This is a genomic window from Alloalcanivorax dieselolei B5, from assembly GCF_000300005.1.
Lineage (GTDB): Bacteria > Pseudomonadota > Gammaproteobacteria > Pseudomonadales > Alcanivoracaceae > Alloalcanivorax > Alloalcanivorax dieselolei.
This window is the reverse complement of sequence record NC_018691.1, coordinates 301,549-325,029: the sequence shown is the minus strand read 5'-3', so window position 1 is coordinate 325,029 and position 23,481 is coordinate 301,549. Positions and strand designations below refer to the sequence as shown.

Sequence of the window (23,481 nt, the reverse complement as noted above, 5' to 3'; positions counted from 1 at the left end):
CGAGTGCAACAGATGGAGGAAAAGAATTCGCGGGCAGGCCCGCTCCCACAGGGAAAAAAGGGTTGGAATGGAGAAAAGAGAGCCCCCTGGTAAGAGGCTCTCTAGGCTGTTTCACCCTCTCCCTGTCCCTGTCCCCTCAAGGGAGAGGGGACCGAGTAGACGGGGGTTGGAGCAAAGTTACTCGCTCCAGGCCAGGTCGAGTTCCCGGGCGGCTTTGACGTCGTCTAGGCGGCGCACCGGTTGCGTGAACGGCGCTTCCTTGACCATGTCCGGGTCGGTCTTGGCTTCGTGGAGGATCGCTTCCATGGCGGCGATGAAATCGTCCATGGCTTCCTTGCTTTCGGTTTCGGTGGGCTCGATGAGCAGGCACTCCGGCACCAGCAGGGGGAAGTAGGTGGTGGGGGCGTGCTGGTTGTAGTCGAGCAGGCGCTTGGCCACGTCCATGGCGGTGACGTTGAGTTCTTTGGCTTCCTTGGCCAGGGTAAGGATGAACTCGTGGCTGGCGCGGCGTTCCGGGTAGGCGGCGGTGTAGCCGACCTGCTGGAGGCGCTTGAGCAGGTAGTTGGCGGCGAGGGTGGAGTATTCGCCAACACGGATCATGCCTTCGCGGCCGAGCACCATGGCGTAGAAGTAGGCGCGCAGGAGGACGCCGGCGTTGCCCATGAAGGCGCTCAGGTGGCCGATGCTGGAGGGCAGGGTGTCGGTGTCGATCCAGCTGTACTCGCCAGAGTCTTCGTCCAGGCCCGCCATGGGGGTGGGCAAGTACGGCAGCAGGCGTTGGGAGACGCCCACCGGGCCGGCGCCGGGGCCGCCGCCGCCGTGGGGGGTGGCGAAGGTTTTGTGCAGGTTCATGTGGATGACGTCGAAGCCCATGTCGCCGGGGCGCACCTTGCCGAGGATGGCGTTGAGGTTGGCGCCGTCGTAGTAGAGCAGGCCGCCGGCGTCGTGGACGGTTTTGGCGATGGCTTCGATTTGCCGTTCGAACACGCCACACGTCGAGGGATTGGTCATCATCAGGCCGGCGGTTTGCGGGCCGCAGGCTTCTTTCAGGGCTTCCAGGTCCACGTCGCCGTCCTTGCCGACGGGCACTTCGCGGACCTTATAGCCGCACATGACGGCGGTGGCCGGGTTGGTGCCGTGGGCGGCTTCCGGGATCAGGATCTCGGTGCGGCCGTCGTCGTTACGGGCGTCGTGGTAGGCGCGGATCATGGCGACGCCGGCGAATTCACCCTGGGCGCCGGCCATGGGGGCGAGGGAGACGCCTTTCATGCCGGTGACTTCCTTGAGGAAGTTCTGCAGGTCGTACAGGCAGGCCAGGTAGCCCTGGCTGTGGCTGGCCGGGGCCAGCGGATGGCGGGCCAGGAAGCCGGGCAGCATGGCGGCGCGGTTGGCGCCGCGCGGGTTGTACTTCATGGTGCAGGAGCCCAGCGGATAGAACTGCTTGTCGATGGCGAAGTTCTTGCTGGAGAGGTTGGTGTAGTGGCGCACCACGTCCAGTTCGCTGACTTCCGGCAGGCCGGGTTTTTGCTTGCGGCGCAGGCTGGCCGGAATCGCCGAGAGTTGGTCTTCACTCACCGGCTTGGGCGCTTGGGCGTTGGCGCCGCGACCCGGCCGGGAGTGTTGGAAGATCAATTTGGTTTCGTTGCTCATGCCAGCACCTCTTTCATAGCGGCCACGAACAGATCGAGGTCACCCTCGGTGTGTATTTCGGTGGCGTTCACCAAAACAGCGTTCTTCATGCCGTAGTCCCGAGCCAGGCTGAGGCCGCCGAGGATGTCCTTTTCCGCCAGTTTCGCGAGCACGGTGTCGGCGTCCTGGGGCAGGAACAGCACCACTTCGTGGAAGGTGGGCGCGGTGAAGGCGCGTTCGACGCCGTCGATGGCGGTGAGTTTCTCCGCCAGTTTCTGGGTGTTGGCGTGGCAGTGGCCGGCGACGCTGGCCAGGCCGTCCGGGCCGATCAGGGACATATAAATGGTGGCGGCGGTCATCGCCAGGCCCTGGTTGGTGCAGATGTTACTGGTGGCCTTGGAGCGGCGAATGTGCTGTTCGCGGGCTTGCAGAGTGAGGGTGAAGCCCTGCTTGCCTTCCAGGTCCACGGTGCGGCCGATGATACGGCCGGGCATTTGCCGCACGTGTTTCTGTTTGCAGGCCATGAAACCAAAGTACGGACCGCCGGAGCTGAGCGGGATGCCCAGGGGCTGGCCTTCGCCCACCACGATATCCGCGCCTTGAGAACCCCACTCGCCCGGCGGCGTGAGCAGCGCCAGGGAGGTCGGGTTGACCACGGCGATCACCAGCATGCCGTTGGCGTGGGCCCGGTCGGTGAGGGCGTCCACGTCTTCCAGGCTGCCGAAGTAGTTGGGCTGGCTGATCACCAGGGCGGCGTAGTCCCGGCCTTCGTATTGGCTCAGGCTGTCCGCCAGGGTCTGGCCGCGGTCGGTGCAGAACGGCACGGTGTCCAGGGCCACGTCCTGGTTGCGGACGATGGCGTCGCAGGCGCTGCGGTAGCGCGGGTTCAGGGCTTCCGGCACCAGCACCCGGTTGCTCTTGGATTTGCGGTTGGCGCGCAGGGCCATGAGCACCGCTTCGGCGAGGCCGGAGGCGCCGTCGTAGACGGAGGCGTTGGCCACGTCCATGCCGGTGAGCCGGGCAATCAGGGTCTGGTATTCGTAGATCACCTGCAGGGTGCCTTGGCTCGCTTCCGCCTGGTACGGGGTGTAGGCGGTGTAGAACTCCCCGCGGGTGGCGATCTCCCATACCGCCGCCGGAATGTGGTGCTGGTAGGCACCGCCGCCGAGGAAGCTCAGGGCGTAGCGGTCCTGTTCGGCGCGCTCGGCCATCAGCCGGGTCACTTCCATCTCGCCGCGGCCTTCGGGCAGGGCGTCGAGGCTGCTGCCGGCTTTCAGGTGGGCGGGAATTTCATCGAACAGATCCTCGATGCGTTCGGCGCCGATGGCGTCGAGCATGGCGGAGACATCGTCCGGGGTATGGGGGATGTAGGGCATTGGGCGTTACCGGGTGGGTGTTTGCGGGGGTTGTTACACGTAGGCGCTTGCCTGCCGGCGAACATTCGCTTGCAGGCAAGCTCCCACAGACCAGGGTTACTCGCTGTCGAGCTGTTCCTGGTATTGGTCGGCGGTGAGCATTTCCTTGAGCTCGCCGGGGTCGGCCATTTTGATCTTGAACAGCCAGCCGTTGCCGAAGGCTTCCTGGTTGACCAGCTCGGGCTCGTCTTCCAGGGCGTCGTTGATGGCCACGACTTCACCGGATACCGGGGCGTAGATGTCGGAGGCGGCTTTCACCGATTCCACCACGCCGGCTTCTTCGCCGGTGGCCAGTACCTGGCCCACTTCCGGCAGTTCCACGTAGACCAGGTCGCCCATGGCGTCCTGGGCGTGGTCGGTGATGCCCACCACGGCCACGTCGTTTTCCACGCGTACCCATTCGTGGCTGGTGCGATAGCGCAACTCGGCAGGAATCTCGCTCATTGTATGTCTCCTGTTAAAAAACGCTTACACGCAACACGCTTCACGCCGGCACGCCAAACAAGGGCGATGCTTCAAACGTGGGGCGTGGCAGCGCAGCTATAGCGGTTTGTATACCGTTTTGCCGTTGCGCACGAACGGCGGCCGTACCACCTGCGCGGGCAGGTGCTTCTTGCGAATCTCCACCCGCACCTGGCCTTTGGTGCCGGCGGGCACCCGGGCCAGGGCAATGGATTTGCCCAGGGTCGGCGAGAAAGTACCGCTGGTGATTTCACCCTCGAACTCCGCTCCTTCGCCGTCCCCGGTGATGACTTTCTGGTGGGCGCGCAGTACGCCCTTGCCTTCCAGCACCAGACCCACCAGACGGTGGTGGCCTTTTTCCTTCTGGCGCTCCAGCGCTTCTCGGCCGATGAAGTCGCGGCCTTCGTTGAACTTCACGGTCCAGCCCATGGCGGCTTCCAGCGGCGAAACCGTGCCGTCCATGTCGTTGCCGTAGAGGTTCATGCCCGCTTCCAGACGCAGGGTGTCCCGGGCGCCGAGGCCGGCCGGGCGCACGCCGGCGTCCGCCAGTTGCTTCCACAGTGCCACCGCGTGGTGGCCGGGCAGGATGATTTCCACGCCGTCTTCGCCGGTATAGCCGGTGCCGGCGATGGTCCAATCGCCGCAATCGGCGAAGGCGAACGCGGGCAGATTCTCCACCGCGTCGCGGCGATCGTCTTCCAGCAGGGCGGCCAGTTTGGCGCGGGCCTCAGGGCCCTGCACGGCGATCATGGCCAGTTCCGGGCGCTCGCGGATGTCCACGGCGAAGCCGCCGGCCTGCTGTTCCATCCATTCCAGGTCGGTGTCGCGGGTGGCGCAATTTACCACCAGCCGGTAATCCTTGTCGCCCTTGTAGACGATCAAATCATCGATCACGCCGCCGCCTTCATTGAGCATGCCGGAGTACAGGGCGCGGCCGGTCTCGATGCTGTCGACGTCGTTGGCGAGCAGGCGGCGCAGGTAATCGCGGGCGCCGGTGCCGGAGACGTCCACCACGGTCATGTGGGAGACGTCGAACATGCCGGCGTCCTGACGCACGGCGTGGTGCTCCTCGATCTGGGAGCCATAGTGGATGGGCATGTCCCAGCCGCCGAAATCCACCATTTTGCCGCCAGCGGCGACGTGTTCGTCATAAAGCGGTGTGCGATGACCCATGTTGAAGCCACTCAGTAAGGGAAAGGGAAGGATAACGAACCTGGCCAGGAACGCCTAGGACGGCGGCGCCCGGGAGCGGTTGTTTTCTGATCGATCACCAATCCCCTGGGTAATAAGGCAGCGGTCAACAATCATCATATTGCGAATAGTTCTCGTTAACTGCATACTGCGGCGATAACTATATGGCTTCCCCATTTCTGCTTGCCGCCCACGATATCGAGAGCGCGACGCCATGCGGTCCGCCCAGAAAGACGCTTTTGACACCCTGTACCGGGATCATCATCCCTGGCTGCACAACCTGCTGAGACGCCGGTCCGGTTGTAACGACACCGCCGCGGATCTGGCCCAGGACACGTTCCTGAGGATACTGGCCCGGGACGAAGACCCGCGCCAGTTGCAGCGCCCGCGGGCCTATCTGACCCGCATCGCCCAGGGGCTGCTGGCCAACCACTGGCGTCACCGGGATATCGAGCGCGCCTATCTGGAAGCGCTGAACCAACAGCCCGCGGCCGTGGCACCCTCCCCCGAGCAGCATCATTTGATTCTGGACACCCTGTATCAGTTGGATGCGCTGTTGCGCACCCTGCCCGACAAGGTCCGTCAGGCTTTTTTGATGTCGCGGCTGGAGCACTTGCGCTACGTGGATATCGGCGAACGGTTGGGGGTGTCGGAACGCATGGTCAAAAAATACATGGCCCAGGCCATGCTGCACTGCCTGCGCCTGGATAACGGCGGCGAGGCGCCATGAGCGGGCGGGCGCTGTCCGATGCGGTGCTGACCGAGGCGGCGGAGTGGTTCGCGGCCTTGCAGGAGGAGCCGGTCTGCGATGCGGTGCGGGCCGAATGGCAACACTGGCTGACGCGCGACGACGCCCACCGCCAAGCCTGGGCACGGGTGGAAGCCCTGGACCGGCGGTTTCATGCGCTGCCGGCGACACCAGCCCACCATGCCCTGTCCGCCGCGGGCCGTAGCCGCCGGCGTTTTCTCAAAGGCGGCGGCGCCCTGGCCGTGGCCGCCGGCACCGGTACCCTGGCTTGGCAGGTTCTTCCCGTGGCGGCATGGCGCGCGGACCTGCGCACCGCCGTCGGCGAGATACGTGAAACGACCCTGCCGGACGGCACCCGCCTGTGGCTGAACACGGACAGCGCGGTGAATCTGGATTACGACACCGCCCACCGGCGCCTCGATCTGCTGGCCGGGGAGATTCTGCTTGAGACCGCCGCTGATCCGCGCCCACTCACCGTCCATACGCCCGCCGGCACGGCACAGCCGCTGGGCACTCTCTTTACCGTGCGGCTGGAGGGCAATCATACCCGGGTGGGGGTTCGCCATGGTCGGGTGGCACTGTATCCGGACCAATCCCGGGATCAAAGCGCCATCGTCGAAGCGGGACATCAGCAGGCCTTCAATTCCCGTCGGGTGTTCGACGTCGCTCCCCTGGCTCGGGGCTCCGCCTGGGAACGGGGCATTCTGATGGCAGACAACCGTCCTTTGGGTGATCTGCTCGATGAACTGGCCCGGTATCGTGTGGGCGTGATTCGCTGCGACCCGGCAGTGGCCGACATGGAGGTGGTGGGCAGTTTTCCTCTCGCCGATACGGACCGGGTACTCAGGGGGCTGGAAGCGACGCTGCCGATCACCGTTACCCGGGTCACGCCCTGGTGGGTACGGGTCGCGGCCCGGGACTGATTTTTTCGCGGTGTTGCATCGGCGGTTCCCCTTTTCCGGGTTCGCGGGGCAGTACGGATAACCATCGTCTTCGATCGCGAATCAAGGATCCTCCATGCCATCACAACCGACGCTCCACCGCGCCTGGCCGTTGCTGGGCGCCCTGCTCCTGCCTCTCACCGCCACCGCTCAGAACAACGACACCGGCTCAGCCGCGCTGACCGCTACGCGCGCCTACGCCATCCCCGCCGGGCCGCTGGGCCAGGTGCTGTCGCGCTTCGCCTCGGAGTCGGGATTGATGTTCTCCGCCGCCGCCACGCTCACCGAAGGCAAACGGAGCCCCGGGCTGCGGGGGGAATACAGCGTGGAAGAAGGACTAGCGCGGTTGCTGCAAGGCTCCGGCCTGCGCCACCGGTTGACCGGCGACGGCACCCTGACCCTGGAGCGGCAAGAGCAGACTCACGCCCTGCAAGCGGTGTCGGTCACCGGCACGGCCCAGGCCCGCTATGAGAGCCGCTACGCGGACAGCTCGCTGCGCCTGCCGAAAAATCTGGCCGACACGCCGCGCAGCATCGACGTGATCCCCGAGCAGTTAATGCTGGATCAGCAGGCCCGGGAGATGGCCGATGCCTTCCGCATGTCGCCCAACATCGTTGTCGGTGATGGCTATGGCAACACCCGGGAGCACACCCTGATTCGCGGCTTCAACCGCAACGACAATATTTATCGCAACGGTATTCCGGCCTCCAACGCCAGCCGCATCGATCCGGCCACCATCGACAATGTCCAGATCATCAAGGGACCGGTGGCGGATATCGGACGGATGTCGCCGGGAGGTATCGTCAACATCGAAACCAAGCAGCCCCGGTTCCAGCGTGGACATTCCCTGGCAATGACGTTCGACGAGCACGGGCAGCGCCGTGGCGTTATCGATCTCACCGGCCCGGTCGGTGATAGCCAGAACCTGGCCTATCGGGTAACCGGCGCCGTCGAGGACAGCGAAACCTTCCGCGATACCAACGTGGACCGCCGGTTCCTTTCATCCTCGTTATTGTGGCAGGGCGATTCCGGCGTACGTGTCGGCCTGAACCATGAGTACACCCGGGACCGGCGCGATATCGACCGGGGCCTGATCACGGTGGCCACGGGCAACTCGAAACGGCGCATCGTCGATGTCCCCCGGGATACCCGGTACGACGGCAATATTCCCAACGAGCGCGACTCCGAAGTACACCTTGGTGAACTCAGTGTCATTATCCCGCTGGCCAACCCCGCCTGGGAAATCGACAACAAGCTGTTTTACAGCCAGGAGGACAACGATGACCTGCGCGCCGAAGTGGCCGCCGCCGGTCCCGATAACGGCCTTCCGGACGGCACCCTGGCCCGAAGGGTGATCAGCAACCAGGATCAGAAAATCGTGCATAAGTTTTTCCGTTCCCAGTTGGTTGGGGATATCGGCACGGTCATTCCGGTACGGCTGGCGACGGGCGTCGAGTACCGTGAGTTCCATCAGGAGTGGAAAAACTTTTCCGGCGCCCCTCAGGTGGGCGGGACCGTTCAGGATCCGGACTCTTTCACTCTGGTCAATGACATCGGCACGCCCGTCAACGCCCAGTCTTTCGATGTCACGTTAACGTCCTATGGCGTGTTTTCCGCCACGGATTTCTCGCTGACCGACACCCTGACCCTGGACATCGGCCTGCGCTACGAGCGATTCGAAAACGACTACCATCATGAGAACCTGCTGACCAATGAAACCCGTGATCTGGATTCCGGCCACAACAACAAGCTGACCAAGGGCGCCGGGCTGGTGTGGAAAGCGACGCCGGCATTGAATCTGTATCTGAGCTACGCCGACACCTTCGAGCCGCAGAATATTTACACCGGCAATCAGCAGGTAATACAGCAGGATCCCAGCGAAGGCCGTCAGGTCGAGGCGGGAGCGAAGTGGCACTCCGAGGACAATCGCTATTTCATCACCGCCGCCGTTTTCGATCTGCGGGAAGACGACGTGGTCGAGACCGTCAACGGAGAACCGGTCCCCACCGGCGGCATCACCTCACAGGGACTGGAACTCACCGTTACCGCCAATCCGGTCACCGGGTTCAATCTGCGCGCCGGCGTCGGCGTGCTCGACGCCGAAATCGACAGCGACAACACCGCGACCGATGGCAACCGGCCGCGCAATGTTCCGAAGACCACCGCCAGCCTGTGGGCGAGTTACGAATTCCAGAACGCCGAAAACATTCTCAAAGGTTTGGGAGTGGGTGGCGGCGTCACCTACGCCAGCAATCGCTACGGGGATAACGCCCATTCGCTCGATATCGGCGACTACACGGTGCTGGACGCCGGCGTATGGTATTACCTGCCGCTGCACAGCGGCGAACGCTGGCGCTTCGATCTGGGCGTGAAGAACCTCTCCGACGAGGAATACTACACCGCGTCCGGGGGCGACTACCGGATCAGCGTAGGCGCGCCCCGCACGGTGTTCGGTGGCGTGAAGCTGGAGTTTTAAAGTATGTCCGGCGCCACCCGCCTGTGGTTCCGGGTGCACAGCTTCACTGGGGTGATCACCGGTTTGCTGCTGTTCGTGTTGTGCTGGAGTGGTACCTTCGCCGTGTTCGCCCACGAACTGGATTGGCTGGCCACACCCGAAGCGCGGGTGCAACCCGATGGCGACCGCGCCGGCTGGGATGCCTGGATGCGAACGGCAACCCGCGCCTACCCACAGGGACGGGTGGTCGGCATGCAGGCGCCGGCTCACGATAGTGACGCGGTGGTGGCTCTGATTCAGCGCCCTGACCAGCCACGCCGTCTGGTGTACATCAACCCGTACACTGGTGAGCTGCGTGGCACGACCAGCGCCTTCAACATTCACCGCTTCTTTCGTAACTTTCATCGCAGTTTTTTCTTCCCTACCCAATGGGGCACCTACCTGGTGGCGCTGCTGGCCGTCACACTGTTACTTTCACTGATTGCCGGTTTGATGTTCTATCGGCGCTGGTGGACCCGCTTCTTTTCCATCGCGACCTGGCGGCGGCCGGCGGTGTGGAGCGAGCTGCACAAGTTGGCCGGCCTCTGGAGTTTGTGGTTTGTGCTGATCATCGCCGTGACCGGCATCTGGTATGGCGTGGAGCGCTTTCGCCTGGACTTCGGCGACGGTGTCTTCGCCTACGCCGGCGATCCTGAGTTCTCCCTGCATCCGATTCCCCGGCCCGCCTCCGACCCGACCCTGCCGCTTCGACCATTGGAAGAACTGATACACGCAGCCAATCGGGAACGGCCAGACTTGAATATCCGGACGGTCGCCCCCGGTCCCGGTTTGTTTTATATGGAAGGCCAGACCGACCATGTGCTGGTGCGCGACCGCGCCAATCATCTGTATCTGGATGCCCGCACCGGGGAGGTGCTGTACAACCAATCCGCCAGTGATCTGCCGCTTTACTGGCGCTGGTCGGAAACCGCCGATCCTTTGCATTTCGGCGATTTCGCCGGCCTGGTCAGCAAGGCGATCTGGTTTGTGTTCGGCCTTTTATTGTGCGGCCTGATCCTCACCGGCACCTGGATACACGCCCGCCGTCTTGGGCGTTCCCACAACAGCCGGCAACGCCATCGCTGGCCGGGCACTCTGCCGGCGGTGGTGGTTTCCGCTGTTGTGTTGGCCGCCTCACTGCCTTTCGCGCTGCACGAAATGCGCACGTTGTACGGCGATGCCGCCAAAGGCGCTCAGCAACTGCCGGCATTATCCCCCGGCGTGACGGGTGTGATTCTGGGTTGGATAGTCTTGACCCTGATCGTACTGTTCTTGTGGGCCTGGACCCTGCGGCGAACCTTGCAGCGTGAAGGCCTCCCTTCAAAGGCCGAGCGCCACCCGGAGAAACCTCCCGGAAAATCATGGATATAAAAAAGCCGGCCCCGAAGGGCCGGCGGAGGGTGCACAGAGGTGATGCACAAAGGAAGGGTTATTGCTTGATGGGCTCGCTGAGGTAGTTGAGGAAGGTCTTGTCCTGAGGAATGACCAGATGAATCTGGTCATTAACGGTAATCAAACCCGCCACCTTGCCATCCAGCTGAACATTCAATTCCAAATCATTTTGGCTGATCTGTTCGATCTGCAAGCGACCATCACCCAGGAACGTTACGTCTCCGGCCAACTGCAAGTTCAACGGCTCACTGTGCAGGTTATGCTTGAGTTTGTAGTTAACGCCAAGCAAGCCCACAACAGGCTGCAAGTTGGGTGCGTCCAAATATAAGTTCAGATCGGTCAGGAAGCGTGGATTACCATCACCCTTGACGATCCAACCCTTCACTCGTCCATAATCCGGGGCCACACAATCACTGGAAGCCGCATTGCATGTATAACGAATACGCATCAACTGGGGCCCTGTCGGTACCGCTGGCACCGACGCCAAATTCCCCAGTCCCTTCGTTTCAACCTCGACGGTAGAGCCGGAGGTCACCAAACGAGTCGGATTGATATATACCAATACCGCCCCTTCCTGTTTTACCTGATCCGGGATCGTGGCGTCATTCGGATAGGTTTCCGCGACCTCATCTGGAGCCATATACCCAACGATCTCCACATCCAGATTGCCAGACAGATAGAGGAATTGATTATCCGGGCAGCTCTCGCCCACCGCACACCCAACATTGGCGCTGGCAATCATGGAGCCTGTGGCGGAGGGCTCATTGGGCAACAGATTCGCGCTATTACGTAACGCCTCCTCATCCTGTGAAGGCGGAACCTCACCTGGATTGTTGTCGCCACCTTTGTCCCAAACAAAGTTCGCATTCACATCCGAAGTGGGCAGGTTACGCAGCGGCTGCAGGGTCGCGGTGGTGTTGGGCGCGCCACGGAAGAAAATTTCCAGGCTGGGGCCGCCGTCGGTGGCCGCCGGGGCGTCATCTGCGTTTTGCGCCAGCAGTTGTGTTTGCAGTGGCAGGCCACGAACGTCACAGATCGCAACCCCTGCACAGCTGGCCGCGTCCACGCTGCCTTCCTGGGAGGGCAGCGTATACCGGTACAGCACACCCTCTTCCCAGGGCTGGTCGGGTTCGAAAACGATCTTGCGGCCCATATAGGTCAGCTTGCCCTCGACAACCTCCAAGGTGCTGCCAGCATCATCCACGCTTTCCACAATGAAATGGTCGCGAACGGACTGTTCATCCATTTCCTGAGAGAAAGTCACCGCGATGGGGCGGTTGGCGGCCAGGGGCAATACCGGCAGATGGTCGTCTTCGGGTTTATCCTCTCCGCCGCTGCCGTCCTGGCCACCCGCACAACGACCGGCGTCATTCGCCGCCAGATTGCGATCGGTGGTGACACAGGGGAAACCCGGATAGGCGGTGAGCACCACCGGCGATTGTTGCTCACCCTCGATGTAGTCCGGCAGCCGGAAATCCAGGGTTTGCGGCTGCGCCGGGTTGCCCGCCACATCAGTGAGGCGATCGTCGAACAGCACCTGATAATCGGTGTTGTGCTGCAGCGGCGTGTCCGGACGGATCACGATGGAGGAACCGTCCACCACGTAATCGAACTCTACCGGCGTATTCGCTCCGAGCAATTGCAAGCTCACGTCCTTCTCAACGGACTGAGGGTCCAGAGGATGATCAAACGTCAGGATCACCGGGTCACCGGGACGCTGCTTGTTGATGTGATCGCCGGGCACCCAGGAACTGAGCACCGGCCCTTCCATATCCGGCTCCGGTTCGCGCGGGATGGTCTGGTCGGAGTAGGACTCCATGTGGAAGCTGAGCACGCCGTAGGCGTTTTCCACGCCCAGCACGCGGGGCTCCACCACGCCGATGGCATCGACCACCAGGCGGTCACCCTCAACGATGGCGGTGCCCACCAGCTCCACTTGCAGCAGATCCTGGTTGAAGGCGCCGTTGGCGCGGGAGTCAGCGGTATCGAACGCCACGTCCATGGTCAGCAACAGGCGCCGGGGCGCGTTGGGGTCCGTGCTGTAAGGGGCGTTCATCAGGTAACCATTGGCGTCCGACAGGATGGTCACGGTGACGTCACCGGAATCAAAGCCGGCCGGCACCTGGCCGCCGATCAGCACATCCAGCGGTTCGCCGTCGAGCAGCGAGCCACGCGGCAGGCGCAGCGGCGTGGTATCCGGGAAGTTGGGGGCGAACGCCAGTTCGGCGAAAACGTCGCCGGAGAGCATGGAGACGGTGGTGTCACCCAGCAGGTTTGACTTCACCGGCACGCAGTTGATGCTCTCATTGTTGAGCGGTGATCGGGTGGTGCCGTCCGCCAGACAGCCGGCCGCGGGATCACCGGCCTGGGCGGCTTCCTGCACCATTACCGAACGGGGCTTGGTGTCCAGCGGAGTGAAGCTGCGGTTAATGGCGGTCAATTGCTCACCGAACAGGCTTTGCACGCCGTCGGTCACTTCCAGGGTGACTTCCTCACCGGCTTTCAGAGCGTCCACGGTGTTGCCGTCGGCGTCCTCGCTGTCGGTGGGGTCCACGGTCAGGAAGCGGCCACTGGCCAACACCGTGGCCGGTACCAGTTCCCCGCCCTGGGTCAAACGCACGGTCTCACCGTACTTCACCGTGGTCGGGTCGATGGGCTGCGACAGCGTCAGTTGCACCGAGGAGAAGTCCAGGAACGGCAGATCATCGCCATTGGGGATGATGCGGTCCAACTGGAAAGCCTCGGCGGTGCTGCGCTCTTGCCGGGCCCCTTCCAGCGCCGGCCGGGTGGAGAAGGCCAGTTGGCCGCCGGGCAGCAGTTCCTTATCACCGTCCTCGCCGATCCCGTTCAGGGTCAGGGTGTATTCACTGTTCACCGCCAACGGCGCGGCCGGCGTCAGCACCACACTCTTGTCGCCGTTGACCTGTTTCAGAGTCAGCTCGACGGCGCCCTCCGGGCCCTGCAGGGAGAACTGATCCGCGCTCAGTTGCGGCACGGCTTCGGAAAACGCCAGTACCAGCGGTGCGTTCGGGGACACACCGGCCTGGGCGTTATAGGGGTAGCTGTAATACAGCTCGATCTGTTCCCAGGGACTGAAGTCCACGGTCTGACTGCTGCCGCCACCACCGCCGCAGGCGGTCAGTAACGCGGCGCCACACAGCGCCAACACGATACGCATGTTCATGGGAGGCCTCCGTTAGAACTTCAGGGTTACCGAACCGGCGAAGACGTGAACGTCACCTTCCGCTTCCACCCGCTCGTAGGATTGCGGGTAGCTGGGGGAATTGGTGGCGTACAGGTCGAAGTCCCGCGGCCGCAGCTTCTGATACTGGTAAGCCAGGTCGAAGCGCACCGGGAAGGCGAAGAAGTGGGGATCATCGAACTGGGCGGTGAGCCCGAGGCCGACGATCAGTTTGTCGGCATCCAGGTAGTTCACGTCCAGCGAGGCATCGGAGTCCAGCGGCGATTTGCTGTAGGCGACCCCGCCGGTGAGCGTGTAGTTCGGCGACACCTTGAACTCGGCGCCGATGCGCGGAATAACAATGTCCTTGAATTCGAGCACACCAATGCCGTCTTCCACGGCCTGGTCCTTGATGGTGTCGCCTTTGAATTCGTCTTCCAGGTCTGACCAGCGCTGCAGCTCCGCACTGACACCGACACGGAAACGCTCCTTACCGTAAAGCAGACCCAGGGCGATGATGTCCGGCTGGTAGGAGTCCAGGGTGGTCACCGCCAGGGACAGGCCGGGTTCGCCGATGGTGCCGGGAATCACCGTGTTGGCATCAACGGTGGTCTTGGTATTGGAGTAGCCGCGATAGGACAACGCGGTTTCCAGGCCGTTGTACCAGCACCCGCCGTCGGGGCAGAAACTCTCGCCCCAATCCATGTTCATGCTGACGATCGGACGGATCGAGGGTTTGGCGGAAACGTTCAGGGATTCATAGCTGGTCTCACCACCCAGGGTGGTGGTGGCGCGCAGTTCCGCGTCGGAATGCAGAGTCAGCCGGGCGGAGGCGCCGGCGTCCAGACCACGCCAGATCTGAGTGGCGCCGCCGAGCACCAGGAACAGCGGCTGGCGGCCATATTCGAAGTACTGCCCTTCGTTGGAGGTGGCGGACTCGAACGCCATCATCTCTTCACCGTATTTTTCCACGCCCAGCATCACACCCATGTAGATCGGATGTTTGAAACGGGTCATGGAACTCAGATCGGTTTTCATCCCCACCAGAACGTGCTGTGACGGGGAGTCCTGCAGCACGTCTCCGTTGCGGATCGGCGGCGCGGCGCCACCCAGGCTGTTGGCGCGCAGTTCGTGCTCCGCGTGCAGCAAGCCGAAGGTCAACTCACCACGGGGATCCTTGGCGAGGTAAGCCGGGTTGTAGTAGACGGCGGAAACCTGGGTATTGAACAGGGAAAGCCCTTGAGCGGAAGCGATGTCGGACGGCAGCACGCCATAGGTCGTTCCGATGTTGCCCATGCTCGCCATGGCCTGGCCACTGAGCACGCCCATGGAAGCTACCAGGGCAGCTCCCTGAAGCACCTTGTTCTTTTTCATGGGTACATCTCCATTCGCCGTTCGGGAAACGGCAAGACGCTTGTTATTCGAGGTAGAGGGATACCTGGAGGGGGTAACAATCTGCCAAGTATCGTCTACAGGATAACGAGCGAATGGAGCTCTGGGCAACCTTTAGTTTTCATTTGTTAACTGATCCTTCAATTTACTACTTTGGATCCGGTCATATAGGGCCAACTGGTTCTTTATTATTAGAAAAAGCCGCTAAAATTCGGAAATTTTCGGGAACAGCGATGCATTTTTTACTCATTATTTTTATATGAAAACCCATATAGTGACCACCTGTTCACCGAATCTTACGACAGTCCCAACTATACATTTTGCGCAAATCTGTTACCGAAAGTTACATATTGGTTACTGGCAGTACAGGAAGAGACCACCTCTCAAACGCGCCCACACGCTGATCGCTCTCTCACAAAAGGGCTACGAAGTCGCTGTAGGAGCTTGCCTTGCAAGCGAATAGCTCTGCGTTCCAAGAATTCGCTTGCAAGCAAGCTTCCCACAGCGGCTCCGTAGCAAAAACTGTGGGAGCTAGCTTGCTGGCGAATTATGGGCCTCCGGCGTGGGGAAATTCGCTTGCAGGGCAAGCTCCTACAACGGCTTCGTGGCAACCCGTGGATTGCGGTCAGGAATGGCGTAGCCGGCGGACCAGCAGATAGACCGGCAGCAGGCCTACCGCCACCAGGGCCAGGGACGGGAGAGCGGCGCGTTGCCATTCCCCTTCCGCGGTGAGTTCATAGATGCGCACGGCCAGGGTGTCCCAGCCGAAGGGGCGCAGCAGAAGCGTGGCCGGCATTTCCTTCATGATGTCGATGCCCACCAGTAACAAAGCCGTGATCAGCCCCGGCGCCACCATCGGCAGCAACACCCGCCGTGCCGCTTCCAGCGGCGGGGCGCCGAGAGTCCGGGCGGCGTCCAGCAAAGCCGGGCGGACCCGCTCCAGGGCGCTTTCCACCGGGCCAAAGGCCACCGCCATGAAGCGGATGACATAGGCCAGGAACAGCGCCCCGAGACTGCCCACCAACAGTTGTCGCCAACCGAACCACTGCCCCAGTTGACGGTCGATGGCGGCGAAGCCGATGACGATCCCCACCGCCAGCACCGAGCCGGGCAGCGCGTACCCCATCGTCGCCGTGCGCACCAGCGCGCGCATCAACCGGTGTGGGCGCAGGCGCTGCAGCCAGGCCAGCACCGAAGCCAGCCCCACCACCAGCACGCCGGCGCTGATGCCCAGCGTCAGCGTGCGCAGCGCCAGGGACATAAACCGCGCATCCAGGCCGCGTGCCACCTCATCCAGGGTCCAGTACAGCAGACGGCCCGCCGGCAATACAAAGGCCAGCACCACCACCAGCCCGGCGTAGCAGGTCATCAGCCAGGCCCAGCGCGAACGCACCGCCACCATCGGCCGGCCACCGCGGTCCCCATAGCGGGCACGCCCCCGGCCACGCCGTTCCAGCCACAGTGCCAACAATACGAACAGCAGCAGCAATGACGCCAGCTGAGCGGCGGCGGCCAGATTGAACAAGCCATACCAGCTCTTATAAATGGCGGTAGTGAAGGTATCGAAATTGAAGACGGAAACGGCGCCGAAGTCCGCCAGCGTTTCCATCAACGCCAGCGCCAGGCCGGCGGCAATGGCCGGACGGGCCATCGGCAACGCGACCTGGAAGAACGCCGCCCAGGGACCACGGCCAAGCAGCCGTGCCTGTTCCATCACGGCACGGCCCTGAGTCAGAAATGCCAGCCGCGCCAGCATGTAAACATAGGGGTAGAACACCAGGGACAGGGTGGCGATCACCCACAACGGATGGCGTGCGCTGAAGCCGGAAAACCCCGGCCACCACTGGCGCAACGCGGTTTGCACCGGGCCGGCGTAATCCAGCCCCTGCACCACGACGAAGGCCAGCACATAGGCCGGCATCGCCAGCGGCAGTAACAGAGCCCAGTCGAGCACACGGCGGCCGGGAAAATCCTGCGTGGCTACCAGCCAGGCCAGGCTGGCGCCCAGCAGCAGCACACCGATGCCCACGCCGATCACCAGCCAGGCGGTGTGCCCCAGCAGGCGCCAGAGCACGGTATCGACCAGGTGACGCCAGGTTTCCGATTCGTCGCCGCGCCAGGCGGACAACAGCACGGCAACCGGCAACAGCACCGCCAGGGCCAGCGCCCCGGCGATAATCAGATAGCGATCCGGACGGCGATCAGCGGTAACCGGCACGGTCCATCAGCTTCACGGCCTCCACCTGACGGCTGCCCGCCACGCTGACGTTGAGATCATCGGCCTTGAAATCGCCCCAGGCTTTGACCTGCTCCGCCGCTTCCACGCCGGAGCTGGCCGGGTACTCCAGGTTGCCGTCAGCAAGCAGCTTCTGGGCTTCCGGCTTGCTCATCCATTCCAGCAACGCCACGGCGGCTTCCCGGTTGGGTGCGTTCCTGGTGACGCCGCCGCCGGAAATGTTCACATGGGTGCCGCTGCTGTCCTGGTTGGCCCAGAACAATTTCAGTGGCAACTGGGGATTGTCACGTTGCAAACGGCCGAAGTAGTAGGTGTTGACGATGCCGACGTCGCACTGGCCGGCAATGATGGCTTCCATCACCGCATTGTCGTTGGCGAACACATCGGTGGCCAGGTTATCGACCCAGCCGCGCACCACGCGTTCCGCTTCCTCCTCGCCAAGCCGCTCGATCATGGTGGCGACCAGGGACTGGTTATAGACCTTCTTGGAGGTGCGCAGACACAAACGGCCCTTCCATTGCTCATCGGCCAGCGCTTCATAGCTGGACAGCTCCGACGGCTGCACCCGCTCGGTGGAATAAACGATGGTACGGGCACGCTGGGTCAGACCGAACCAGCGGCCCTGCTCATCACGCAGGTGCTCCGGCACATTGCCTTCCAGTACGGTGGACTCCACCGATTGCAACAGATCCTCCTGGGTCGCCTGCCACAGGTTGCCGGCGTCCACGGTGACCAGCAGATCCGCCGGGGACTGTTCTCCCTCGGCTTTGAGACGGGCGGCCAGCGCACCGGCGTTGTCGGTGATATAGCGAATGGAAACCCCGGTTTGCTCGGTGTAAGCGTCGAAGACCGGCTTGATCAGCTCGTCGTTACGAGAGGTGTAGACCACCACCTCGTTTTTCGGCTCGGGTTGTTCGGAACAGGCGGCGACGAGAAGGGCGAGCGCAGGCAGGGCCAAACGGCGCAGGACAGTCATGGGGCATGGCTCCATAAACGAAAATGATTCGCGATTATCAAGGCTCCATAATCGATTGGCAAGGACGTGCCAATCGCGGCAAATCCCCGGCCCGGCCCAGGGCATGCTCAATGAACAGACGCCGCGCCGGCGGCAACTTGTCCACCATGCCAAGGCCGGTATTGCGCAGCCAGCGCAGCGCCGGCTCCCGCCGTTCGAACAGGATTTTGAAGCCGCGCATGGCCTGCTGCATAAGCAGGTTATCGGCGCGCCGACGGCGTTCGTAACGGGCCAGCGCGGCGGGATCGGCCAGCGGCAACCCGGCCTGACGAACCCGGGCCAGCTCTTCCGCCAGCACACCGACATCCAGGAAACCCAGATTGATGCCCTGCCCGGCCAGCGGGTGGATCACATGGGCGGCGTCGCCGACCAGCGCCAGGCCCGGTGCCCGGTAGCTGCTGGCGTGTCGCTCCTGAATCGGAAACACCCGCCGCGGGCTCACCGGCCGGGCCGGGCCAAGCACTTCGGCGGTGGCCTGGTTCAGGGCGCGGGCGAAGGCGTCGTCGTCTTCCGCCAGGCGCTCTTCGATAAACCCGGGCCAGCCGGACCAGACAATGGAACAGTGCCGGCCGCCACCAGCCCCTTCTTCTGCATCGGCGGCGGCATCGAACAACGGCAACAAAGCCAGAGGCCCCGATTCCAGGAACACCTGCCGGGCGCAACCGCCATGCGGCCGCTCGGTTTCAATAGTGGCCACCAGGGCATGATGGCCGGTATCGCGGGGGCCGCCGGGAATGCCCGCCGCCTCACGCACCAGCGAGCGGGCACCGTCGGCGCCCACCACCAGATCGGCGCTGTAATCCCCGTCTCCGGCGCTCACCCGCCAGCCCTCCGGGGTACGTCTGACCGCGGCGACCGGCGCGCCACATTGCCAATCCAGGCGCTCCCGGTCGGTACCGGCTCGATACAGAGCGGCGACGATATGGTCGTTTTCCAGCAACCAGCCCAGCGCTTCCGCTCCGGCCTCGGTCACATCGAAATTCACTTCGCCGGTGCCGTCGTGATCCCACACCTGCATGTGCCGATAAGGCTGCACCCGTTGCGAATTCAGGTATTGCCAGGCGCCGGTGTGCCTGAGCAGCCAATAGCTGGCCTCATTCAACGTGGAGACGCGCAGGGCCGGCGCGCCTTCGGGCCAGACCGGCTCGGCGGCGCCGTCCAGCACCCGCACCGTCAATCCCTGATCGGCCAGCAGCAGCGCCAGCAGGCCCCCGGCCATACCGCCGCCAACAATCAGAACGTCACTGTGAAGAGAGGGGGTCTTGGTCATTGCAGTCCCATGGCACGGCGGGCGAAGTCCCGGCGCGGGCCGGGCAGCAGATCCAGGGCCAGCAGCCCCAGTTGACGGCTGTGGGCGAACAACGGCTGGCGCACCCGGAACCATTCCGGCAGTTGGCGCGAAGCCCGGGTTACCCAGGCCTGATCGGCACGCCGCGCTTGCTGCCATTGCGACAAGCGCGCCAGCTCGCCCGGATGCGCGGCGGCGCCCACCGCTTCGGCCAGCGCCGCCAGATCGCGCACGCTCAGATTGAAGCCCTGGCCCGCCACCGGATGCAAAGTATGGGCGGCATTCCCCACCACCGCACCGAACGGCACCGCCTGGGCGCAGGCCTCGGTGAGCACCAACGGATAGCGGTGACGCTCGCCGATGGCGGTCAGCGCCGGCGGCGCCGCGCCCATGCGTTGATGCAGGGCGTCCAGAGCCTGTTCGTCGTCCAGGGCCATCCAGGCGTCCACTTGATCGCGGGGGCCGGTCCATACCAGCGCCATGCGTTGATCCGGCAACGGCAGCAACGCCATGGGACCGTCATCGAGAAAACGTTCGAAGGCCCTGCCCTGGTGAGGCTCCGCCACCGCCACGTTGGCGATCAGCGCGTCATGGCCAATGTCCTGCTGGCGGGCCGTGATGCCGAGCCAGTCCCGGGTGCGCGAGTTGGCACCGTCGGCGGCGATCAGCAAAGGCGTGTGCCGCTCGCTGCCGTCGTTCAGCGTCATCACATAGCCGTCGGACACCCGGCGGGCAGCCTGGACACCATCCGGCGCCCGCACTTCGATGGCGTCATCCCGGTACAGCGCGTTCACCAGCAAATAGCCGAGCCAGCGGTTCTCCACCACCGCGCCCAGGCGCGGCAGGCGATGTTCTCCGGCGAGCATGCGGGTCAGACCGAGGCGCCCCTGACGGGACACATGCACCTCGTTGATGGAGGCCGCCCGCTCCAGCAAGGGCGCCAGCAGCCCCAGTTGTTCCAACACCCGCAGGCTGCCGGCGGACAGTGCGGTACTGCGGGCGTCGAAGCTGGGCGTTTCCGGTGGCGCCTCGGTGGGCAGCGGATGACTTTCCACCAGCGTCACCGAAGGGCAGCCGTGATGGCGCAGCAGCAATGCCAGCAAGGCGCCGGCCATGCCGCCACCGACGATCAGCGGCCCGTCCGGGGTCATGCCCGTGCCTCTCGCATCAGCACTTCGATATCATCGACGGCCTTCGGCACCTCGTGGGTCAGCACTTCGCAGCCGTCCGCGGTCACCAGAACATCGTCCTCGATGCGGATGCCAATGCCGCGCCAGCGCGCCTCCACGGTGTCGTCGTCCGGCGCCACATATAGCCCCGGCTCCACGGTGAGCACCATGCCCGGTTCCAGTTGCCGCCAGGCGCCGCCGATGCGGTAATCGCCGACATCATGCACATCAAGGCCGAGCCAGTGGCCGGTGCGGTGCATGTAGAAACGGCGATAGGCTTCGGTTTCCACCAGTTCCGCCGGATCCCCTTTCAGCAGTCCGAGTTCCACCAGCCCTTCGGTGAGCACGCGCACGGCTTCCTCGTGGGGATAATTCCAGTGGTGATCCGGGTGAGTGACGGCGATGGCCGCCAGTTGGGCTTTCAATACCACGTCGTACAGCGCCCGCTGTTCGGCGGAGAACGTGCCGCTCACCGGGAAGGTGCGGGTAATATCCGAGGCGTAACAGCCCAGCTCACAACCGGCGTCCACCAAGACCAGATCGCCCTCTTTGAGTGGGTCGCTGTTTTCCACGTAATGAAGAATGCAGCCGTTGGCGCCGCCGCCGACGATACTCGGGTAGGCCGGGCTGCGGGCGCCGTGGCGCATGAATTCGTGCAGGTATTCCGCTTCCAGCTGGTACTCATGCATCCCCGGCCGCACCGACTGCATGGCGCGCACATGGGCGCCTGCGGAAATGGAAGCGGCGCGGCGCATCATGGCCTGCTCTTCCTTGCTTTTGAACAGACGCATGTCGTGAAGCAGATGGGACAGCGCGACGAATTCCCCCGGTGGCTGCGCGCCAGTGCGCACGCGCTCACGGATGGCGTTGACCCAGCTCATCAGCTGCCGATCGAAATCGTCATCACGGCCGATGTCGTAATAGACCCGGTTACGGCCTTCGATCAGGCCCGGCAGGATGTCATCGATGTCATTGATCGGGAAGGCGTCGTCGGCCTGGTAGTTCGCCACCGCCCCTTCCGGGCCGGCGCGATAGCCGTTCCAGATTTCCATGGCGCGGTCGCGCTCGCGGCAGAACAGGACGAATTCGCCATGCTCGCGCCCCGGCAACAGCACCATCACCGCGTCCGGTTCCGGGAAGCCGCTCAGATACCAGAAGTCGCTGTCCTGGCGATAGGGGTGTTCCACATCCCGGTTGCGGGTGCGCTCCGGCGCCGCCGGCAGAATGGCGATGCTGTTGGGTTCCATCTGTTCCATCAGCTCGCGCCGGCGGCGCTGGAATTCCTGCGCGGAAATAGACATGAACGCGGCCTCCTCATGAGCCTTTAAAACGTCGTCAACTGGCGGTGTCGCCGCCGAATCTCAATGTTGCCGGGGCGAGGTTCCGGGCTTCGGCTTGGGCTGTCCTTTGCGTTCCGCCTTCATCACCAGTTCGGTGTAGATCATCAGCGCGGCCATGCGGCAATGCTCAGCCACCTGTTCAAACATATCCTCGCCTTCCGGATCATCGTCCTCCGGCGTCGCCACCTGGCTGATCGCCGCCAGATCGGACAGGGCTTCCTGGATGCCCATGGACAAGGCGCTGTCACTGGTACCAGCGGCACCGGTGCCGAAACCCACCAGGAAGCCTTCGCTCCATTGTCCCAGGGCCGCCACTCGCAGGCCCAGGTCCTCTTCATCTTCCGGCAGCAGCAGGGTGAGGTCGAGTCCGGTGTCGGCGAAGGCGGACAACGCCTGGTCGCGACAGCCCAGCAACAGGGCCGAGACGTCATTATCAAAGCCGGAAGGCAGCTCCACATGGGCGGCGAGCACGCCCAGCAATTCATCGTCGCGGCGACCGTGGCCGGTGGCCAGCAGTCCGCAGATCACACCCTGCACTTCGCTGGGGGAGTGGGCGACACCGGCGCTGGCGAAGGCCCGCGCGCAGCTTTCGAAATCGTAGGTGTCAGACATGGGGTTCTTCACGTTACGGTTTATGAACAGGCGCTAAGCCTTGAATTCCATTGACCCTTTCCAGGGCCGTACCTATAGTACAAAAAGCCGTCATTCCCGGCGGCTGGCTCTCAATTCCGTCCACACGCGCGGCACGCGGCAGTGAGACACGGGGGCTTAACCTTAGGCGAACAGCGACCGATTTGCCATGACGACGGAACAACAACTGCGGCAACTGGAAGCCCAGGTGGACTCCCTGCTGCGTCAGTCCAACCGTTTGCGCGAAGAGAATCGTCTGCTGCGCGAGCGGGAACACCGTCTTCTCGATGAACGGGCCCGGCTCATCCGTAAAAACGACTTGGCCCGCTCCCGGGTGGAGGCGATCATAACGCGCCTGCAATCCCTGGAGCAGGAGGACTCATGAACGATAGCAGTTCGCTGGTGATTCACTTGCTGGGCAAGGAATACCGCGTGGCCTGCCCGGTCGGCGAGCAGGACAATCTGCTGCGCGCCGCCCGCTATCTCGACACCCAGATGCGTGAAGTCAAACAGGCCAATGTGATTGGTCTGGAACGCATCGCCATCATGGCGGCCTTGAACATCAGCCACGAGTTACTGGAAGCCCGCTCCAAAGCCTCTTCCGATGAGACCGGCAGTGCCCGTATGCAGGCGCTGATTGATCGGCTGGAGGGAGAGCTGCGCGCGCTTGAGGATCTCGCCCCCCAGAACCGCTCTTCTGTCAAGCCCTGACCGGTTGCCCCCGCCCTGATATACTAAGCCCAAGTGTCCCCTGGTCCGTTCGCCAGCCGGGTTATGTCCCTGAGCCGATGTTGTACCAAAAGGGAACCAATATTGACCGGCCTGTGCGCATGTCCGCCATCGAGCGGAAAGCCTGATGGTCCGGTCTGCGGTTTCCGCCTTGAACCTGACGGTTCAAGGGCCACACCCGCAGCGGCGGCCCGGGGGGCACGCTTTATTACAGTGGACAGTTGATAGT

Annotated in this window: 18 protein-coding genes and 1 other RNA gene; 7 read left to right on the top strand and 12 right to left on the bottom strand. The window is 63.4% G+C overall.

The window, feature by feature from the left end:
* Positions 1 to 177: 177 nt before the first annotated feature.
* The 4 genes from gcvPB to gcvT all read right to left on the bottom strand — a co-directional run bounded on the left by gcvPB (position 178) and on the right by gcvT (position 4,679).
* Positions 178 to 1,650 carry an aminomethyl-transferring glycine dehydrogenase subunit GcvPB gene (gcvPB, locus tag B5T_RS01475; protein WP_014992667.1) on the bottom strand — a complete coding sequence of 491 codons (1,473 nt, stop codon included), beginning with the start codon at positions 1,648 to 1,650 and terminating at the stop codon, positions 178 to 180.
* Positions 1,647 to 3,005 (bottom strand): aminomethyl-transferring glycine dehydrogenase subunit GcvPA, encoded by a 1,359-nt coding sequence (gcvPA, locus tag B5T_RS01470; RefSeq protein ID WP_014992666.1) that lies wholly within the window; start codon positions 3,003 to 3,005, stop codon positions 1,647 to 1,649. The genes gcvPB and gcvPA overlap by 4 nt, the downstream gene beginning before the upstream one ends.
* A gap of 96 nt (positions 3,006 to 3,101) precedes the next feature.
* Positions 3,102 to 3,488: a glycine cleavage system protein GcvH gene (gcvH, locus tag B5T_RS01465; protein ID WP_014992665.1), complete on the bottom strand. Its 387-nt coding sequence runs from the start codon at positions 3,486 to 3,488 to the stop codon at positions 3,102 to 3,104.
* A gap of 96 nt (positions 3,489 to 3,584) precedes the next feature.
* Positions 3,585 to 4,679, bottom strand: coding sequence for a glycine cleavage system aminomethyltransferase GcvT (gene gcvT / locus B5T_RS01460; protein WP_014992664.1), 1,095 nt, complete (start codon positions 4,677 to 4,679; stop codon positions 3,585 to 3,587).
* A gap of 232 nt (positions 4,680 to 4,911) precedes the next feature.
* Here gcvT and B5T_RS01455 point away from each other — a divergent pair, with 232 nt between their 5' ends.
* The 4 genes from B5T_RS01455 (at position 4,912) to B5T_RS01440 (ending at position 10,251) form a co-directional block, all read left to right on the top strand.
* On the top strand, positions 4,912 to 5,427 hold the full coding sequence (locus B5T_RS01455) for a sigma-70 family RNA polymerase sigma factor (protein ID WP_014992663.1): 516 nt from the start codon (positions 4,912 to 4,914) through the stop codon (positions 5,425 to 5,427).
* Complete coding sequence (locus B5T_RS01450; protein WP_014992662.1) at positions 5,424 to 6,368, top strand: FecR domain-containing protein; 945 nt, start codon at positions 5,424 to 5,426, stop codon at positions 6,366 to 6,368. Before B5T_RS01455 ends, B5T_RS01450 begins: the two co-directional genes overlap by 4 nt.
* 94 nt (positions 6,369 to 6,462) lie before the next feature.
* Positions 6,463 to 8,862: a TonB-dependent siderophore receptor gene (locus B5T_RS01445; RefSeq protein WP_014992661.1), complete on the top strand. Its 2,400-nt coding sequence runs from the start codon at positions 6,463 to 6,465 to the stop codon at positions 8,860 to 8,862.
* 3 nt (positions 8,863 to 8,865) lie between these two features.
* Complete coding sequence (locus B5T_RS01440) at positions 8,866 to 10,251, top strand: PepSY-associated TM helix domain-containing protein (protein ID WP_014992660.1); 1,386 nt, start codon at positions 8,866 to 8,868, stop codon at positions 10,249 to 10,251.
* Positions 10,252 to 10,309: 58 nt separating this feature from the next.
* Here the strand turns inward: B5T_RS01440 and B5T_RS01435 are convergent, their stop codons facing one another.
* The 8 genes from B5T_RS01435 to B5T_RS01400 form a co-directional block, all read right to left on the bottom strand.
* Positions 10,310 to 13,456, bottom strand: a complete 3,147-nt coding sequence (locus B5T_RS01435) for an Ig-like domain-containing protein (RefSeq protein WP_014992659.1) — start codon at positions 13,454 to 13,456, stop codon at positions 10,310 to 10,312.
* Between the two features lie 12 nt (positions 13,457 to 13,468).
* Positions 13,469 to 14,827 (bottom strand): OmpP1/FadL family transporter, encoded by a 1,359-nt coding sequence (locus B5T_RS01430; RefSeq protein WP_014992658.1) that lies wholly within the window; start codon positions 14,825 to 14,827, stop codon positions 13,469 to 13,471.
* Between the two features lie 643 nt (positions 14,828 to 15,470).
* Positions 15,471 to 17,063 (bottom strand): ABC transporter permease, encoded by a 1,593-nt coding sequence (locus B5T_RS01425; protein ID WP_014992657.1) that lies wholly within the window; start codon positions 17,061 to 17,063, stop codon positions 15,471 to 15,473.
* On the bottom strand, positions 17,047 to 18,057 hold the full coding sequence (locus B5T_RS01420; RefSeq protein ID WP_014992656.1) for a Fe(3+) ABC transporter substrate-binding protein: 1,011 nt from the start codon (positions 18,055 to 18,057) through the stop codon (positions 17,047 to 17,049). Before B5T_RS01420 ends, B5T_RS01425 begins: the two co-directional genes overlap by 17 nt.
* 37 nt (positions 18,058 to 18,094) lie before the next feature.
* Positions 18,095 to 19,366, bottom strand: coding sequence for an FAD-dependent monooxygenase (locus B5T_RS01415; protein WP_014992655.1), 1,272 nt, complete (start codon positions 19,364 to 19,366; stop codon positions 18,095 to 18,097).
* Entirely contained in the window at positions 19,363 to 20,535 is a 1,173-nt protein-coding gene (locus tag B5T_RS01410; RefSeq protein ID WP_014992654.1) for an FAD-dependent monooxygenase, read from the bottom strand. Before B5T_RS01410 ends, B5T_RS01415 begins: the two co-directional genes overlap by 4 nt.
* Entirely contained in the window at positions 20,532 to 21,854 is a 1,323-nt protein-coding gene (gene pepP / locus B5T_RS01405; RefSeq protein WP_014992653.1) for a Xaa-Pro aminopeptidase, read from the bottom strand. The genes B5T_RS01410 and pepP overlap by 4 nt, the downstream gene beginning before the upstream one ends.
* Positions 21,855 to 21,914: 60 nt before the next feature.
* On the bottom strand, positions 21,915 to 22,505 hold the full coding sequence (locus B5T_RS01400; RefSeq protein ID WP_014992652.1) for a UPF0149 family protein: 591 nt from the start codon (positions 22,503 to 22,505) through the stop codon (positions 21,915 to 21,917).
* A 187-nt stretch (positions 22,506 to 22,692) separates the two neighbouring features.
* Between B5T_RS01400 and B5T_RS01395 the strand changes: the two genes are divergently transcribed.
* The 3 genes from B5T_RS01395 (at position 22,693) to ssrS (ending at position 23,454) form a co-directional block, all read left to right on the top strand.
* Positions 22,693 to 22,908 carry a TIGR02449 family protein gene (locus B5T_RS01395; RefSeq protein WP_014992651.1) on the top strand — a complete coding sequence of 72 codons (216 nt, stop codon included), beginning with the start codon at positions 22,693 to 22,695 and terminating at the stop codon, positions 22,906 to 22,908.
* Positions 22,905 to 23,234 (top strand): cell division protein ZapA, encoded by a 330-nt coding sequence (locus B5T_RS01390; protein WP_014992650.1) that lies wholly within the window; start codon positions 22,905 to 22,907, stop codon positions 23,232 to 23,234. The genes B5T_RS01395 and B5T_RS01390 overlap by 4 nt, the downstream gene beginning before the upstream one ends.
* Before the next feature lie 34 nt (positions 23,235 to 23,268).
* Positions 23,269 to 23,454: non-coding RNA, 6S RNA (gene ssrS, locus B5T_RS22420), on the top strand.
* The last annotated feature ends 27 nt before the right edge of the window (positions 23,455 to 23,481 follow it).